At 75.5% G+C, this 16,260-nt stretch carries 15 protein-coding genes; 3 read left to right on the top strand and 12 right to left on the bottom strand.

Annotated elements, in window-relative coordinates; genetic code table 11:
- Positions 1-71: 71 nt before the first annotated feature.
- Together ACF089_RS19415 and ACF089_RS19420 are read right to left on the bottom strand one after the other, a co-directional pair.
- Positions 72-584: a GNAT family N-acetyltransferase gene (locus ACF089_RS19415; protein WP_392028015.1), complete on the bottom strand. Its 513-nt coding sequence runs from the start codon at positions 582-584 to the stop codon at positions 72-74.
- Between the two features lie 40 nt (positions 585-624).
- Entirely contained in the window at positions 625-1,089 is a 465-nt protein-coding gene (locus tag ACF089_RS19420; RefSeq protein WP_392028018.1) for a hypothetical protein, read from the bottom strand.
- Positions 1,090-1,607: 518 nt separating this feature from the next.
- Here ACF089_RS19420 and ACF089_RS19425 point away from each other — a divergent pair.
- Together ACF089_RS19425 and ACF089_RS19430 are read left to right on the top strand one after the other, a co-directional pair.
- The gene (locus tag ACF089_RS19425) at positions 1,608-2,546 is read left to right on the top strand and encodes an aKG-HExxH-type peptide beta-hydroxylase (RefSeq protein WP_392028021.1); all 939 of its coding nucleotides are present in this window, start codon (positions 1,608-1,610) and stop codon (positions 2,544-2,546) included.
- Complete coding sequence (locus ACF089_RS19430) at positions 2,543-3,673, top strand: YcaO-like family protein (RefSeq protein WP_392028023.1); 1,131 nt, start codon at positions 2,543-2,545, stop codon at positions 3,671-3,673. The genes ACF089_RS19425 and ACF089_RS19430 overlap by 4 nt, the downstream gene beginning before the upstream one ends.
- 262 nt (positions 3,674-3,935) lie before the next feature.
- Here the strand turns inward: ACF089_RS19430 and ACF089_RS19435 are convergent, their stop codons facing one another.
- The 8 genes from ACF089_RS19435 to ACF089_RS19470 form a co-directional block, all read right to left on the bottom strand.
- A complete protein-coding gene (locus ACF089_RS19435; RefSeq protein WP_392028025.1) occupies positions 3,936-5,144 on the bottom strand; it encodes a DUF5937 family protein in 1,209 nt (402 codons plus the stop codon).
- The gene (locus ACF089_RS19440; RefSeq protein ID WP_392028028.1) at positions 5,141-6,358 is read right to left on the bottom strand and encodes an amidohydrolase; all 1,218 of its coding nucleotides are present in this window, start codon (positions 6,356-6,358) and stop codon (positions 5,141-5,143) included. The genes ACF089_RS19435 and ACF089_RS19440 overlap by 4 nt, the downstream gene beginning before the upstream one ends.
- A gap of 173 nt (positions 6,359-6,531) precedes the next feature.
- A complete protein-coding gene (locus ACF089_RS19445) occupies positions 6,532-7,614 on the bottom strand; it encodes an alpha/beta hydrolase (RefSeq protein WP_392028030.1) in 1,083 nt (360 codons plus the stop codon).
- Between the two features lie 834 nt (positions 7,615-8,448).
- Complete coding sequence (locus ACF089_RS19450; protein ID WP_392028032.1) at positions 8,449-8,847, bottom strand: GntR family transcriptional regulator; 399 nt, start codon at positions 8,845-8,847, stop codon at positions 8,449-8,451.
- A gap of 31 nt (positions 8,848-8,878) precedes the next feature.
- Positions 8,879-9,859: an ABC transporter permease gene (locus ACF089_RS19455; protein ID WP_392028034.1), complete on the bottom strand. Its 981-nt coding sequence runs from the start codon at positions 9,857-9,859 to the stop codon at positions 8,879-8,881.
- On the bottom strand, positions 9,856-10,824 hold the full coding sequence (locus ACF089_RS19460) for an ATP-binding cassette domain-containing protein (protein WP_392028035.1): 969 nt from the start codon (positions 10,822-10,824) through the stop codon (positions 9,856-9,858). Before ACF089_RS19460 ends, ACF089_RS19455 begins: the two co-directional genes overlap by 4 nt.
- A gap of 297 nt (positions 10,825-11,121) precedes the next feature.
- The gene (locus ACF089_RS19465; protein ID WP_392028037.1) at positions 11,122-12,396 is read right to left on the bottom strand and encodes a cation:proton antiporter; all 1,275 of its coding nucleotides are present in this window, start codon (positions 12,394-12,396) and stop codon (positions 11,122-11,124) included.
- Positions 12,397-12,646: 250 nt separating this feature from the next.
- On the bottom strand, positions 12,647-12,985 hold the full coding sequence (locus tag ACF089_RS19470; RefSeq protein WP_392028039.1) for a MerR family transcriptional regulator: 339 nt from the start codon (positions 12,983-12,985) through the stop codon (positions 12,647-12,649).
- A 568-nt stretch (positions 12,986-13,553) separates the two neighbouring features.
- On the opposite strand from ACF089_RS19470, the gene ACF089_RS19475 reads away from it, so the two are divergent.
- Positions 13,554-13,787 carry a hypothetical protein gene (locus ACF089_RS19475; RefSeq protein WP_392028041.1) on the top strand — a complete coding sequence of 78 codons (234 nt, stop codon included), beginning with the start codon at positions 13,554-13,556 and terminating at the stop codon, positions 13,785-13,787.
- A gap of 284 nt (positions 13,788-14,071) precedes the next feature.
- Here ACF089_RS19475 and ACF089_RS19480 read toward each other — a convergent pair whose 3' ends face one another.
- Positions 14,072-14,383, bottom strand: coding sequence for an SCO5918 family protein (locus tag ACF089_RS19480; RefSeq protein WP_392028043.1), 312 nt, complete (start codon positions 14,381-14,383; stop codon positions 14,072-14,074).
- Between the two features lie 126 nt (positions 14,384-14,509).
- On the bottom strand, positions 14,510-16,060 hold the full coding sequence (locus tag ACF089_RS19485) for a DEAD/DEAH box helicase (protein WP_392028045.1): 1,551 nt from the start codon (positions 16,058-16,060) through the stop codon (positions 14,510-14,512).
- Positions 16,061-16,260 lie beyond the last annotated feature (200 nt).

Consider the following 16,260-nt stretch of genomic DNA (forward strand, 5'->3'; position numbering starts at 1 on the left):
GCGGGAATCGCCGGGGCCGCCGGGATCGCCGAGGCCGCCCGGGCCGCCGGGGTCAGCGCGGGCCGCCGGGGTCAGCGCGGCCGGTCGACCGCGTACACCGTGACGGGCTCGTCGAACAGGGTGTCCTCGCGGCGCGGGGCGAAGCCGAGGCGTTCGGCGACCCGGATCGACGCCTCGTTGCCGGGGCGCATCAGCGCGGTGAAGTACTCCTCGTCCAGCCGCGCGAAGCCCCAGTCGAGACAGGCCCGCGCGGCCTCGGTCGCGTAACCGTGTCCCCAGGAGGAGGCGCGGAGCGTCCACCCCAGCTCGACCTCGCCGTACCGCTCCCAGAACTGGAGTCCGCTGCGGCCGATGAACTCGCCGGTGGACCGCAGCTCGACGGCGCAGAGGCCGTGGCCGCGCTCGGCCCACTGGCGTTCGACGCCGGCCAGCCGCTCGGCCGCCCGCTCGCGGGTGTACGCGCCGACGAACCGGTTCACCTCGGGGTCCGCGTGCAGGTCGACGAAGGCGTCGACGTCCGCGCCGGTCAGGGGGCGCAGGATCAGCCGCGCCGTCTCGATCACCGGCCGGTCCTCGTCGCGCACGGCCCCGCGGCCCCTTGGCCGCGCGCCGGCGACCGGACGCTCAGCACCACGAGTCGGCGTCCTGGTGGTCGGCGGTGATCGACAGCTCGACCGGCCCGCCGTCCGCGACGGTCACGTCGAAGTAGGCGGTCGTCCCGTCCAGCCGCTTGGTGAAGCAGTCCGGGACCGGCTTCCCGCCGGACGAGGTGTGGGGCCGCCAGCCGTTGGCCCGCGCGGCCTCCCGGTAGTGGCCGAGGACGACCGCCCGGGAGTCGCCGTAGGAGAAGCTCTCGCCGACGGAGACGAACAGATCGTCGTCGTCGCAACTGCGGTACTCCTCGCGCTTCCCGGCCCCGTCCGGGACCGCGTCCAGCACCGGGTCCCCCGCCAGCGCCGCGGCGAGCCGGTCCTCCCGGTCGCCGCAGCCGTACGAGACGAGGAAGTATCCCGCGGGCAGCGCCACCACCAGCAGCGCCGCCGCGGTCGCCAGACCCGTCGCCGTGAGTCTCACGTTGCGTATCGCCATACGGCCGGACGATAGCGCACGGTCCCCGCCGCCGCCGTGAGCGCAACCACGGCTGTGCGGCGGACTGTTCACCGGCTTTTGGACCGTCTGCGGGCCGGGGCGCGCCCCCGCGCGGCGGGAACACGGAGGTCGTCACCGGCCTTTGGCCGGGTCCGGCCTCCGCGCGAGGGCCCGGGCGGCCCATGTCCGCAGGCCGCGCCGGAGCCGATGCGGAACCGGGGCGTCAGGCAAGTCGGGTTCCGGCCACGCCCACAGCGGCCATTACGCAAAGTTCATGGGCGAACACGTATGGCGATCAAGCTCCCTTTCGCCGACGATGGGCCGCGCCGGTGGAAGCGCGTCGGCGGCCCGGCCCGACCGGGGACGGGCGAGGCGGAGGGAGTCTCGGTGAACGAGGGGTGCGGGCCGCGCTGCCGGCGGCTCCGCCCGACCAGGGACGGGCGTTCGCCCGCAGCGCGCGGCGGGGCCGGGAACGTGCCGCCGCGCGTCCCCGCCGAGGAGTGTGAGGAGAGGGCGGCATGCACGTCGAGCCGGACGCCCGGGGAGCGGTCGATGAACGCGATGGACTTCTGGCGCGCATGCGCGAGGTGCTCGACCGGGCGGAGCTGCCCCCTCCGCGGGGCGGCGGTCTGCGCCACCCGGCGGCCTTCGACGCGGTGCACACCACACAACGGGCGCTGCGGTCCGGACCGCTCGACCCGGACCGGCGCGAGGCCCTGACCCTGCTGCTCCACCGGCTGCCCGCGCCCGTCTTCGGCCCCGCCGATCCACAGGACCATCTGCGCCGCAGCGTGGCCCGCGCGCTGAGGTCGGCCCCGGACCGCGCGGGCGCGGACGGGCTCCGGGCCGCCTCCGAGGCCGCCTCCTGGCGGGACGCCGAACGCGAGTCGCTGGCGGCGGCGGTCGCCCTGCTGGCCCGCGTCTGGCCGGCCTGCGCGGCCGAGGCCCGCGAGACGGTCACGGAGATCGCGCTGCTCGACGGCGGCGCGCTCAGCGGCTTCACCGACTTCACCGTCCACGGCGCGATCTTCGTCCACCGGGGCAGGCTGCGGGCGAGCGCCGCCGGGCTGCCAGGAGCGGTGCGGTTCGCCGAGGCGCTGGTGCACGAGAGCGCGCACACCCGCTGCAACGCGGCCGCCGTCGCCGAGCCGTTCCTGCTCCCCGAGCGGGCCCCGGCGAGCGCCGGGAGACCGGGGGAAGTGCTGGTCGCCACCCCGCTGCGGGCCGATCCCCGGCCGCTGACGGGACTCTTCCGGCAGACGGTGGTCCTCGCCCGGAGCGTGCAGTTCTACCGCCGGATCCCCGACCGGGGCCCGGCCGTCGAAGCCCGGCACGACCAGGTGCTCGGCTCCGCCCGCCGGGCCGTCGCCGCCCTGAACCGGCACTCCCGCGCGCTGACCGCCCCCGGGCGCGCGGTGCTCGCCGAGTGCGCCGAGGTCCTCGGGAACCCCCTGTGACCGCGTGGGTCCCCCAGGTCTTCCCGCCCTACCCCGACCATCCCGAGGTGCTGATCGCCCGGGTCGCCGCCCGCTCCGCCGCCTTCGAGGGGGCCGGCGCCGCCCCGGGCGCTCCGGTGCTCGTCGGCAGCGCGGCGGGCCACAGCCCCGACCGGGTCGCCGCCGGGGCGCGCGGCGAACTCCTGGAGCGCCTCGGCAATGTGATGGCGGGACGGGAGGCCGAGGCCGCCGCCGAGACCGTCGCCACCCACGCGGAGCTGCGGCGCGCGGGCCGGACCGCGCTGCGGCCCGCGGTCCTGACCGACGCCCGCCGGCTCTGGGTCCGCGGGCGGACCACCCGGGGCGCCGAGACGCTCGTACCGGCGGGCGGCGTCTTTCTGCACCACCGCCCGCCCGCCGGGTGCGGCGCCGTGCCGACGGCCTGCACCACCGGCCTCGCCGCCCACCCCGAACTCGCCTCGGCGGCCCGGCACGCGGCCTGGGAGGTGCTCGAACGCGACCTCGTGCGGCGCAGCTGGTACGGGATCGACCCGCGCCCGCCGTCCCCGCTGGCGACCGGCCTGCCGCCGCAGCTCGCCGCCGCCGTCGAGGCCAGGGGGCTGACGGTCACGGCCTTCGCCGTCCCCGCGCCGCCCGGCGTCGTCTGCGCCGTCGTCTGCCTCCACCGCCCCGACGGCGCGGGTCAGGCCTTCGGGGCCCGCTGCGGACCGGCCGACACCGTCGGCGAGCTGGTCGAGAAGGCCGCCTACGAGGCCCTCATGGTCCGCTGGAGCGTCCGCACCCCCGCCGCCCTGCGCGTCTGGTCCTCCTGGCACGCCACCTCCCCGCCCGCCACCGCCGTCCAGCACGCCCTGTGGGCCTACCACCGGCAGGACAGCCTCCGCCTCTGGGGCCTGCGCCCCCACCGCACCGGGCGGACGCGCCCCGCCGCCCGGGCGGCGGACGATCCCGTACGGACCGATCCGCTCGCCGTCCTCGGGGAGCACACCGGGCAGGACGTGATCCTCGTCGAGACCACCGCGAGAACGGCGCGCGAGGCGGGCGTCCGCGTGGTCCGCGTCCTGGCGCCCGGCGCGCTCCCGCTGCCGTCCCGGGCGGGCGGGGGCCATCCGCACCCCTTCGGCTAGCGACCGCCGCCGCTCCCGGGCCTGATCCCGGACCGGAGCCGGGCCTCGCGCCTCCCACGACCGGTCACCCGCTGCCGCTGCCGATGTCGTCGGCCGTCGGCGTGCGGGCGGACGGCCGCGTCCCGGCGAACGTGCTCGTCGCCGCCGGGCGCCGACGTGGCCGAACGGCGGGCGTCGGCGTGGCTGAACGGCGGGCCGGGCGGCCGGCGACGCCCCGCTCGTACGGGGGCGGTCGCCCCGTACCGGACCCGGCCGCGCGCCGTCAGAACTGGAGCGCTGTGGCGACGTCCCGCCCGATCCGTTCCACGGCGGGCACGTCGAGCCCGTACAGCACATAGCGGCCGTGGCGCTCGGTGCGCACCAGCCCCAGATCGCGCAGGGCGCGCAGATGGCGCGAGACCTGGGGGCGGGTCATCGAGAGCCGTTGCGCGAGATCGGCGGTGGTCATCGACTGGCGGGCGATCAGCCGGCACAGCCGCACCCGGCGGGGATCGGTCAGCGCCAGCATCCGCCGCCGGGCGAGCGTGACGCCCACCACCGGCGCGCCGACCGGGAAGTGCACCACGGGCGACAGGCCCGGCTCGTTCTTCACGATCAGATGCGGAGCGCCGTACAGGGTCGGGATGAGCAGCACGGGCGTGCGGACCGGAGTGATCACCGCGTGGTGCACCTTGTCGAAGACGACCCGCAGCGGGCCGCCGCCCGCCGGGCCCTGGCCGGACGGGCTGAGAGAGCCCAGCGCCGTCGCGGGCCCGTCGTCCGCGAGCCGCTGCCGCATGCGGTGCGCCGCCCGGGCGAGCAGCGGCTCGGTCCGCGCCCACAGCTCCCCGAAGAAGACCGGCCGGCACAGATCGAGGAAGTCCAGCACCTCCGCGCGCAGCTCCCTGGGCCGTCGCAACAGATCCTCGGCGAGGGCGAGATGGGGCTCCGGCAGCCCGGAGGCCGCGTGCCGGAGCGCGGCGGCCTGCCGGGGTTCGTGCAGCAGCCGGTCGAACGCGAAGCCGAGATAGCCGCTGGCGCAGGAGTACGCGGTGAGTTCGGCGAACGCGTCGAGCGAGAGCCGCGCCGGGGCGGACGACCGGACCCCGGCCGCCGGGGCGGACGACCGGACGCCTGCCGCCGGGGCCGCGACCCCGCCACCGCCGCCGCCGCTCGCGGCCGTACTCCCGCCGCCCGCAGCCGTGTTCGGCCCGCCCGGGGCCGTGCCTCCTCCGCCGGGCGGGGCCGCCGGCGCGAGCCCGGTGTAGAAGCCCCGCCAGCGCAGCGCCGCCCACAGCGGCGAGAACCGCCGCAGCCCGGCGCGGAACTCCTCCGGGGCGTCCCGGACGACCCGCTCGGCCCAGGGCGCCCGGTCCGCGTGGTGATCGTGCTCGGTGAGCACGTGCAGACACGCGGCCAGCTCGGCCAGCGGGGACACCGCCACCGTGAAATGACCCGGCAGCGCCCCCTCCAGCACGACCACCACCGTCATGGCCGGAGTGTACGGGCGGCCGCCTCCGCCCCCACCTCCGCCGCGAACTCCGCCCGGGCCGCCGCCAGCAGCTCCGGATCGGTGACCAGATCCACCGCCACCCGGGCCAGACCGATCGCCGCGATCTCCGTACGGTCGTGCGCGAAGGCCGTCGCCGACGCCTCCCGCATCGCGTCCGAGTGGCTCGGCGTGCCCGGCGCGGCCGTCTGGACGTACGGATGGATGACGGGCAGCAGCTGGGAGAGGTTCCCGATGTCGGAGGAGCCGGCCGGGGTGTCCCGGTCGCCCTGCGCGATCTCCAGACCCAGCGCGCGGACCACGGCCCCGAACCGGGCCGCGAGCACGGCGTTGTTGCGCCGCTCCGCGTACAGCGGCCCCGTCTCCGTCACCTCCGCCTCGGTCTCGGTGGCCAGCGCCGCGCCCCGGGCCGCCTTGCGGACCCGCTCGACCAGCTCCCGCGTCGCCGCCGCCGTACGGTCCCGGACGTAGAAGTCGACCGACGCGCCGTCCGGGACCACGTTCGGAGCCTTCCCGCCGTCCGAGACGATCCCGTGCACCCGCGCCGTCGGCGGCATGAACTGCCGCATGGCGTCGATCGCGCCGAGGAAGAGCTGCGCCGCCGCCAGCGCGCTGCGCCCCTCCCACGGCGACTTCGCGGCGTGCGCGCCGACCCCGGTGAAGCGGGCCCGCAGATGCGCGGCGGCCAGCGCGTGCTGGGCGGTGATCGAGCGGTCCGCCGGGTGGAACATCAGGGCCGCGTCGACGCCGTCGAAGACCCCGGCGTCCGCGAGCCGGACCTTCCCCGCCCCGCCCATCTCCTCACCGGGCGTGCCGATCACCGCGATCGTCCCCGGGTGCCCGGGCGCGGACCGCACGGCGGCGATCGCGGCGGCCGCGCCCCCGGCCGCGATCAGATTGTGCCCGCAGCCGTGCCCGATCCCGGGCAGCGCGTCGTACTCGGCGAGCACCGCGACACACGGCCCCGGCCGGCTCCCCCGGTGCACCGCGACGAACGCCGTCTCCATCCCGCCGGGCCGCCGCGCGATCGCGAAGCCCTCCTCCGCCAGCCATCCGGTCAGCACCTCCCGCGCGTGGAACTCGGCGAACTTCAGTTCCGGCCTGGCGTGGATGGACCGGCTCACCTCCTCCATCCGCCCGCGTACCGCGGCGACCTCCGCGGACAGTTCCTCCAGCGTGCGCGTTCCCACCGACACGGCGTCTCCCCTCGACGACTGCTCGACCGTTCCCTGTGACCCTGCGCCCCCGGGGCCGTTCCGCCGTTCCGATTACCGCGTCGCAGGTAACCCCCGGGGGTGTGCGCAGGGAGGGGACGAAGGTGCGGTACGCGGGGCTCCGGAGGCGGAGAGGGCTACGGGCCGGGGCGCGCTCAGTCGTCGAAGGCGGCGCGGAGGGCGGCGACGATGTCCGCCGACACGCGCTCGCCCAGCGGTGTGCCGAAGGAGTCGAAGACGTGGAAGGCCCCCGCCCACTGGTTGATCCCGGCGGGCACGCCCGCCCTCAGCAGGCGCAGCCCGTAGCCGATGCCCTCGTCGCGCAGCGGGTCGTACTCGGCGGTGACGATGTGCGCGGGCGGCAGCCCGGACAGGTCGGCGGCCCGGCCGGGGGCCGCGTACGGGGAGGTCTCGCGCTGTTCGTGCCCCGCCCCGAGGTAGTGGTGCCACATCAGCGCCGACTGGGGCGTCGACCAGACCGGGGTGTCCTGGAACCGCCGGGCCGACGGGGTGTCCATCCGGTCGTCGATCACCGGATAGGTGAGCACCTGGAGCACAGGCGCCGGGCCGCCCCGGTCGCGGGCGAGCAGGGAGACGCCCGCCGCGAGCGCGCCGCCCGCGCTGCATCCGGCGACGGCCAGCCGGCCCGGGTCGACGCCGAGTCCGGCGGTGTTCCCGGCGACCCACTCCAGGGCGGCGTAGCAGTCCTCGACCCCGGCGGGGAAGGGGTTCTCGGGCGCGAGGCGGTACTGGACGCCGACCACCACGCAGTCCGCGTCGGCGGCGAACCGGACGCACTGGCTGTGCTCGGTCTCCAGATCGCCCATGACGAAACCGCCGCCGTGGAACCACAGCAGCGCGCCGTGCGGGCCCGGCGTCCTCGGGGTGTAGACGCGTACGGGCACGTCGGGCGCGCCGCCGGGGCCGGGGACGGCGCGCTCGGTGATGACGAGCGCGCCGGTGTCCGGCGCGGGCCACCGCGTCTCCAGCTCCTTCAGGAGCCGCCGGGCGGCGGGCGGGTCGGCGATGTCCAGATACGGTATGTCCGCTATCAGCGCGGCGAGTTCGGGGCGGTACGTCGGGGGGCGGCCCGGACCGGCCGCCGCCCCGCCCGCTCCCGGGCCGGAGCCCGCGCCGGAGGCGGCGCGTAAGCCCGAGCGGGGGGCGGGGACGGTGGGCCCGGCGGGTTCGGCCGCCGCCGCCGTGCCGCGCGGCCGGACCGTCGTCGATTCACGCACGCGTCCCTCCTCCGGGCCCGGTTCCGGCCGTGCGGGCCGCGCCGTCGCCGAGCGGGCGTCGCCGGGTGCGCGCGGGCCGCCGGGGGCTCGGCCCCGGCGACTCTGGACTCCACGGGGGAGAGGGGTGCCGCATGTCATCTCCTCGTTCGACGACCGGAGGCCGGGTCGGGCCGGGTCGGGTCGGGTCGTGAAGGATCTGGCCGGGTCGGTCGGGTCGGGTCGGACGGGCCGGGTCGGGTCGGACGGGCCGGGTCGGGACGGTGCGGGTCGGAGGCCGTTCGGTACGGATCGGATCGGGGCGGATCGGATCGGGGCGGTACGGATCGGGTCTGAGCGGTCGGGGCCGGGGTCGGGGTCGGAGGCCGGTCGGGAGCGGAGGCCGGTCGGATGCGGGCGGACCGTCCCTCCCTCCCACCCGTCCGGTGGACGAACATTCCGGGCGTTCCGGTTGCCGATACGGCCCGCCGTCCTCCCCGGTTCCGGCCCCGGCCCGTCCCGGTCGTCGGGAGTGAAACACATGCTCCAAAAGCTGTCAGGAGTACGGCGGCAGACCCATGGGCGCCGGATGTCCGGTTCGGGGCTCGACGCGGCGGCCGCCGGGCCGTAGAGGGCCGTACGACCGCTTCCGCTCACGCCGTCCGCGCGCTGGGGCGGACGCGTCGCCGGCCGGGGCGGCCCCGGAGTTCCCGACGGTCCGCCGCCGGCTCAACATGGCCGATAATCGGGGCGCACTCACGCCGGGACGCGACCGGCGGCGCGCCCCGCCCCCGAGGGTCCGGGGTCCGCGAGCCGGGTCCGCGCGCCGTCGCGCGGCCGGGCGGGAGGGGAGGGGCGTCAGCCGGGTTGGTCCGCCGACGGGAAGCGCTCGTCGAGGGCGGCGTCCAGCAGCGCCCGTACGTCCTCCCGTTCGAAGCCGGCGGCGCGCGCGCTCTCCATCCACACGGCCAGCTCCGCCGTCAGCCGGTCGCCGTCCCGCGAGGGCAGCCGGGTGAGGGACCGGTTCACAAAGGTGCCGACGCCGGGCCGGGGCTCGACGAGACCCTCGCGCTCCAGCTCCCGGTAGGCCTTGAGCGTGGTGTTGGGGTTCACCCGGGTGGACGCGGCGACCTGGGCCGCGGTCGGCAGCCGGTCGCCCTCCACCAGGATGCCGAGCCGCAGCGCCTGTTTCACCTGCGCCACGATCTGGAGATACGTGGCGACGCCGCTGCGCCGGTCGATCCTGAACTCGACCACGGTTACCGCCTCGCTCTTCCCGCGTGTTGCCTCACAGTGACTTGCGGCGTGTCCACCACACCGCGAAGGCCACCAGCGCGGCCGCCGCCGCCAGCAGTATCGCCGAGATCGACCACTGGATGACGTGAAGCTGACCGTAGTCCAGGTAGTCCACCACGTGGTTCACGATGCCGCGCTGGGCGACGCAGGCGTCGCTCTTCTCATCGCTGGGGAAGAAGCAGGCGCCGGCCTCGTACCGCTTCCCGTCGGCGTCGGAGACGCCCCAGTCGATCTCGACCGCCCCGCGCTCCAGCGCGGGCGGGTCCTGCTCCATCGGGTACGAGAGCGTGTGGGGCGACGCGAGCCACCTCTGGAGGCGCATCGGCAGCAGCATGCTCGATACGGCGAGGAAGACGAAGGTGAGCCCCATCGCGGGGACCGAGCGGCGCAGCAGGGCGCCGGCGGCGATCCCGGCGGCGGCGCTGAGGAGGGCGAAGGCCACCGGCACGGGCCCGCTGGTGTAGAGGATGCCGCTCACCCACCAGTTCCCGCCCGAGTGGAGATGGCGCACCGGGTGCCACAGCCAGGTGAGGGCGGCCGACATCAGACCGACGCAGACCAGCACCGACAGCAGCGGCAGGGCCAGCGTCTCCACGGTGATCCGCGTCCGGGCGACGGACTGGGTCGTGACGAGCCGGAGCGTGCCGTTCTCCTCCTCGCCCGCGAGCAGGGGCGCGCCGAGGAAGACGCCGATCAGGATCGGCAGGAAGTTCATGAAGAAGACGGCGTTGTCGATGAACTCCGCACGCGAGTTGGGCAGTTCCTCGGCCGAGCCGAGTCCCGGGCCGCTCAGGAAGTCCGTCAGCTGGGCCCGGTCGTAGAGGGCGTAGGCGCAGAAGACGGCGGTGAGGGCGAACAACAGCAGCAGGACGGTGCGGTTGCTCCGCCAGATCACCCAGGTCATCCCGCGCAGCGCGGTACGGCGCGGCGCGGCGGCGCTGCTCGGCGGGGCGGCGGTCGTCGTGGCGCTCATGCGGTCCTGTCCTTCTGCTGGGGGGAGACGCCGGATTCGGGGACCCGGGCGTCGGCGGTGATCAGCGCGGGCGTGCCGGGGTTGCGCAGACAGCCGAGCAGCACTTCCTCGAGCGTCGGCTCCACGGACTCGTACGCCTCGTCGACGCGCCCGCCGGGGCGGATCAGGGCGGTGAACTGGCGGCCGGAGCAGCGGGAGTCGATCACGGTGTGCTTCTCGGCGAAGGCGCCGGGCAGCACTCCGGGGCCGCTTCCGCCGTCGCCGGGATCGGCGAGTCCGGTGACCAGGCGGTGCGCGGGGACCAGTTCGTCCGTGCGGCCGGCCATCCGCAGCCGTCCGTCCGCCAGGACCACCAGGTGGTCGCACATCTCCTCCAGTTCGGAGAGGAGGTGCGAGGACATCAGGACGGTGAGCCCGTGCTCGATGGCCTCGGCGAGCAGCAGCGCCGACAGCTCGTGCCGGGCCAGCGGGTCGAGATCGGCCATCGGCTCGTCGAGCATCAGCAGCCGGGCCCGCTTGGCGAGGGCGAGGGCGAGGGCGACCCGGGTGCGCTGACCGCCGGAGAGGGTGCGGACGCGGGCGCCGAAGGGTACGCGGCCGGCCTCCACGATCCGTTCGGCGGCGGCCTGGTCCCAGCCCGGGTTCAGCTCCCGGCCCAGGCGCAGGGTCTCGGCGACCGTGAACCCCTTGTGGAGCGGGCGCTCCTGGTCCACGTACGCGACGTGCTTCAGCACCTCCTGGTCGTCCACCGCCGTTCCGAACAGCCGGAGTTCTCCGTGGGTCGGGCGCTGGAGCCGGGCGGCCATGCGCAGGAAGGACGACTTCCCGGCGCCGTTCGGGCCGACGAGCGCGCTGACGCAGCCCGCCGGCAGCCGGAAGGAGCACTCCTGGAGCGCCCAGCCGCGCCGGTACCTCTTGCCGAGGTCGAGCGCCTCGATGGCATAAGGGTAAGGATCGCCGCTCACGCAGCCCCCCGTTTCACTAGTTAGTTAGTGGAATGGTGTGGGGCGATTGTGGACGAGGGTCCGGGCGGAAGTCAAAAGCCCTTGGGTCATGTCCTGTTCGAGATGGTTTCGCCGGTATGGCTTGGCCTGAGCGGCGCTGTCGGGGCGTTGTCGAGGGGTGCGCGGGGTGTGTGGGGCGTGGGGGGCGAGGGCGCGCGGGGCTGCCGGGCCCGGGGCCGGGGCGTACGGGGGCGGGCGCGGGTCACCCCTCGCGGCGACCCCGGCGCGGGCCGCTCCGCGAGGCGTCCCGGGCGCCGGTCACCTCGCGGGGGCGTTCTCCCTCAGCCCCGGGTCGCGGCGCAGGGCGTCGGCGTACCAGGCGCCGTAGCGGGCGCCGAGGAACGCGGCCGACGCGCCGTGCGCGCAGACGCTGAGCGCGACGGTCACGACGATGACCCGGCTGACGAGATCCGCCCCGGGCAGCCCCTCCTCGAACGCGATCAGCCCGAACACCAGGGACGCGAGCCCGCGCGGCCCGAACCAGCCGATGTAGGCCGTGGTGGGCGCGCGCAATCCGCTGCCCGCGAGGGCGAGCGCGACGGGGACGGCCCGGACGACCGTCAGGCTGAGCACGGCGTACAGGACCGTCCGCCAGTCGGCGTGCTCCAGCGTGGGGCCGAGGATCACGGCCCCGAAGACCAGGAAGGCCAGCGCCGTCAGCACCTCGCCGAGACGGTCGGTGAACTCGATCTCGGAGGGTGCGCCGCCCTCCCGGGGTACGTCGCTCCCGGGGGCGCGGGCCGTGCCGCGCCGGACGGCCCCGAAGGCCAGGCCCGCCGTCCAGGCGCCGATGAATCCGCTCCCGTCCACCACCGCGCAGAGCGCGTACGCGGTGGCGGGCACCGTCAGGACCAGGATCTGCCGCCACCCCGGGGTGCTCCAGCCCCGGGCGGCCGACGCGCCGAGCGCCCGCGCGCCCAGCAGGCCGGCGGCGAGCCCGATCGCGCTGCTCGCCACCAGGGCGAGGAAGAACGCCGCGAGCGGGCCCTGGTGGCCGTGCTCCCCGCCGGCGGCGGCCGCGAGGGCCAGCAGGAAGAAGGGCAGGGCGACGCCGTCGTTGAGCCCGGACTCCACGTCGAGCCCGTGCCGCACCAGCGCCGGGACCCGCCGGTCCGACACCGCCCGCTGCCCGAGGGCGGCGTCGGTCGGGGCGAGGGCGATGGCCACCACGGCCAGTTCCCACAGGCCGAGGCCGGGCAGCAGGGCCCATGCCACGAGCCATCCGAGCGCCATGGTCAGCGGCAGCCCGGCCGCCAGCAGCCGTACGGGCAGCGCGCGCTCCCGGCGCAGATCCCGCCGCCGGACCGCGACGGCTCCGCAGAACAGCAGCAGCGACAGGGCGCTCTCCAGCAGGGCGCGGGTGACCTCCGCGTCCCGGGCGCGGTCGACGAGGTCGAGTCCCAGGGGGCCGACGGCGAGCCCGCAGGCGACGAACACCATCGGGCCGGACACCGCCGTCGTGGACAGCTTCCGCGACACCGCCGCGTATCCGGCGAGCACGGCGCCCGCCGCGATGACCGCCCACGAGTTCACCTGGCCCGCCCCGGTGGGCCGGCCGGGGCCGCCCGTCGCGCGGTGGCGCCGATTCCCGTCACCCCGTCAGCTTGCGCCGAGGGGGCCGGGCGGGCCGGTTCGGCGCTCCGGCGATTCCCCCGGGTGCCACGAGTGCCACGAGTGGCGCGGGTACGGGGTCACGCCCCGGCCCGGTGCGGCGGTACGGGGAGTGCGGGCGCGGGGCCGGGTACGGGCCTGGGGCTGGGCGTCGGCGGGGGCGTGGGCGGGCTCAGCGGGAGTTGTCGTGCTGGGCCGCCGCCGCGCGCCGGAACTCGGCGTTGATGCGCTGGGCCTCTTCGAGCTGGTCCTCCAGGATGACGATGCGGCAGGCCGCCTCGACCGGGGTGCCCTGGTCGACGAGTTCCCGGGCCCGTGCCGCGATCCGCAGCTGGTAGCGCGAGTAGCGGCGGTGCCCGCCCTCGGAGCGCAGCGGCGTGATCAGCCGGGCCTCGCCGATGGCGCGGAGGAAGCCGGGGGTGGTGCCGAGCAGTTCGGCCGCCCGGCCCATCGTGTAGGCGGGGTAGTCATCGTCGTCCAGCCGACCGCCGAGCGAGTCGTCCGCTGTCATCTGCACCTCTTCTTGGGGACGCGTCGAGGGCCCCGATGCCGTGCGGCACCAGGGCCCCGAAGGAAATTGAACACCATCCGCCGGTCCGGGCGCCGCGCCGACCTGCCGCGTGACGCCGCCGCCCGCCCGCTCTCCGCCCGCCGGATCGGCCGCGCCACGGTGATCTCCACCGCGGCGCGGCTCCGTGGCCGCCCCTGAATACCTCGGGCCGCCCGGTGCGGCTGTCAGTCCCGTCGCCGTTCTGGACCGGTCCTGGCTTCGGAACTCCACAGCCGTACCGTCCCGCGGGCCGCGCGCACCGGCGAGCACCGGTCCGTACGGCTTCACTCGGTCTCATTCGACCTTGGCTGTACAAGAAACCATAGTCAGGTCACCAACCAATGTCTATGTTGGCGAGCATAGATTTCTCGCTCCCGTCGATGGGGGAATCTATCGGGGTCGGGACGGTGAACGGGCGGTTCCGGGTGGCGTGGGTGCGCCAGGGATCACGCAAAGTGTTTACATGCGAGGCGGCAGGTAACACTGGGTAATGAGACTGAGGGAGTCACCGATAGAAAGGACGGGACACATGTCCGTGGGTATCGTGATCATCTTCGGTGTGGTCGTCGTGACCGTCACCGCTCTCGTGCTCGCTCCGCCGGTGGCGCTGCCCCGGCCGGGCGTCCGTGCGGGCCGCCGGGGGACCCGGCCCGGGCAGAGCGCCGGCCGCCGCCGCGCGACCGGCGCGCGGCGGACCGCCCCGCGCCGCCTCCGGACCGTGCCCGAGCCGCGCACCGGCCACCATCGGCGCACCGCGGGCTGAGCCGCTGAGCCGCCGACTTCCCGGGCCCCCGGGCCGCTGAGCCCCCGAGCCGCTGACCGAAGGGTCTCCCGTACGGCTCCGCCCCCGGGGCCCGGCCGCCCGGACGGCATACGAGAAGGGCCCGACCGGCGTGTGCCGGTCGGGCCCTCCTGTCGTTCCCAGGCGTGCTGCGTGCTGCGTGCTGCGTTTTGCGTCCGGCGCCGTCACCGCGCCGGTCCCGCGCCCGTCCCGTGCGGCCGGACGGATGCGTACACCGTCGGCCGGACGGACGCGGGCGCGGCCGGTCAGACGGTCACGGGCGCACCGAGCATCGCGGAAGCCCGCTGGAGCGAGGTGAGGTCCGGCGCGGGCGTCTCCGTCCGGGGAAGGTCGCGGCAGGTGAAGCCGAGCATGGTCATCGCCCGGACCACTTCTCCGGCGCTGAAGTCACGCCGGTCCTGGCGGGTGATGACCTGGCCCACCTGCTTGACGGGGTAGTGGCGGCGGCCGATGATCACGTACTCGCCCACGACAGGCTCGGGCTTGACGGACTTCATCGAAGCCAGCACCCCGCTCTTGGTCAGCTCGAACGGGAATCGGGCGATGACACAGCGCATGATGCCTCACAGGGGAAGAGGGGACGTTCGAACCGGGACGAGGCGGATCGGAGCGCGAGAGCGATACCGCCCGGGGGACGCGGCCCCGCCCGCCGGCACGGCGGGCGCGGCCACGACGCTGCGGCCTCAGGCCGCCGCGTCGAAGAAGTACGGGCGGGCGGGCCCGCGCCGGGACGCCGAACCGCCGCGGCGGCGGCTGCGGGAGGCCGCCGCGCCGCTCCGGCGGGCCGGACGCTCGGCCTCCGGCGCGGTGATGACGACCGGGACGCCCGACGGGGTCCGGGCGCCGGTGATGCGGTGCAGCGCCTCCTCGCCCGAGCGGACCCGGGTGCTCCGCGGCCGGATGCCGGCGTCCGCCATGAGACGGTCCATGTCACGCCGCTGATGCGGGGTGACCAGGGTGACGACGCTGCCGGACTCGCCGGCCCGGGCGGTACGGCCGCCGCGGTGGAGGTAGTCCTTGTGGTCGGTGGGCGGGTCCACGTTGACGACCAGGTCCAGCTGGTCGACATGGATGCCGCGGGCCGCGACGTTGGTGGCCACCAGCACCGTCACATGTCCGGTCTTGAACCGGGTCAGGGTGCGGGTGCGCTGCGGCTGGGACTTGCCGCCGTGCAGCGCGGCCGCCCGGACGCCGCTGTTCAGCAGATGCTCGGTCAGCCGGTCGACGGCGTGCTTGGTGTCGAGGAACATGATCACCCGGCCGTCGCGCGCGGCGATCTCGGTCGCCACCCGCTGCTTGTCGGCCCCGTGGACGTCGAGCAGATGGTGCTCCATCGTGCTCACCGCGCCCGCGGACGGGTCGACGGAGTGGACCACCGGATCGGTCAGATAGCGGCGCACCAGCAGATCGACATTGCGGTCCAGGGTGGCCGAGAACAGCATCCGCTGCCCCTCGGGGCGCACCTGGTCGAGCAGCGCGGAGACCTGCGGCATGAAGCCCATGTCGGCCATCTGGTCGGCCTCGTCGAGGACCGTGACGGCGACCCGGTCCAGCCGGCAGTCGCCCCGGTCGATGAGGTCCTTGAGCCGGCCCGGGGTCGCGACGACGACCTCGGCCCCGCCGCGCAGCGCACTGGCCTGCCGCCCGATCGACATCCCGCCGACCACCGTGGTCAGCCGGAGGCGCATCGCCCGGGCGTACGGAGTGAGGGCGTCGGTGACCTGCTGCGCCAGCTCGCGGGTCGGTACGAGGACCAGGGCCAGCGGCTGGCGCGGCTCGGCGCGCTGTCCGGCCGTACGGGCGAGCAGCGCCAGGCCGAAGGCGAGCGTCTTGCCGGAGCCGGTCCGTCCGCGTCCGAGGACGTCCCGCCCGGCGAGCGTGTTCGGCAGCGTCGCGCCCTGGATCGGGAACGGCACGGTCACGCCCTCGGCGGTCAGCGCCGCCAGCAGCGGCGCGGGCATGTCGAGATCGGCGAACGCCTCGACCGGGGGCAGCGCGGGGGTGGTCGTCACGGGAAGCGCGAACTCGCGCGGCGGAGAGACGGACCGGCGGCCGAAACCACCCGAACGGCTCTGACCGCCGGACCGGCCCTGACCGCCCGAACGGCTCTGGCCGCCGGACCGGGTCTGGCCTCCCGAACGGCTCTGGCCGCCGGACCGGCTGTCGTTCTTCGCCGTGCGGGAACCGCCGTCACGGGTGCGGGAGAAACGGTCGTTCGTGCGTGTGCGGTTCATAGCAGAACCTTCCTCGATGCGGCACGTATCAAGGAATTCCCGTATGGATCAACAGCACGGAGAATCGCAAGAATGAGCCGAATGAAATACAGAAGCGTCAGGCGTGTCAGGCGCTGAAAGGTCTCGGGAGGGCTGAGAGGACCTCGGGAGACATGAGAAGGGGCGGTGCGTCGGCTGCGGTGGCTCTGACGGACCGATGT

This window comes from Streptomyces sp. NPDC014894 (genome assembly GCF_043080985.1).
Lineage (GTDB): Bacteria > Actinomycetota > Actinomycetes > Streptomycetales > Streptomycetaceae > Streptomyces.

Bases quoted from the DNA above. Each gene is read 5' to 3' on its own strand.
- ACF089_RS19485 (WP_392028045.1), bottom strand. From the start codon at position 16,060: ATGAACCGCACACGCACGAACGACCGTTTCTCCCGCACCCGTGACGGC.
- ACF089_RS19435 (WP_392028025.1), bottom strand. From the start codon at position 5,144: ATGACGGTGGTGGTCGTGCTGGAGGGGGCGCTGCCGGGTCATTTCACG.
- ACF089_RS19480 (WP_392028043.1), bottom strand. From the start codon at position 14,383: ATGCGCTGTGTCATCGCCCGATTCCCGTTCGAGCTGACCAAGAGCGGG.
- ACF089_RS19455 (WP_392028034.1), bottom strand. From the start codon at position 9,859: ATGAGCGCCACGACGACCGCCGCCCCGCCGAGCAGCGCCGCCGCGCCG.
- ACF089_RS19425 (WP_392028021.1), top strand. From the start codon at position 1,608: ATGCACGTCGAGCCGGACGCCCGGGGAGCGGTCGATGAACGCGATGGA.
- ACF089_RS19420 (WP_392028018.1), bottom strand. From the start codon at position 1,089: ATGGCGATACGCAACGTGAGACTCACGGCGACGGGTCTGGCGACCGCG.
- ACF089_RS19475 (WP_392028041.1), top strand. From the start codon at position 13,554: ATGTCCGTGGGTATCGTGATCATCTTCGGTGTGGTCGTCGTGACCGTC.
- ACF089_RS19470 (WP_392028039.1), bottom strand. From the start codon at position 12,985: ATGACAGCGGACGACTCGCTCGGCGGTCGGCTGGACGACGATGACTAC.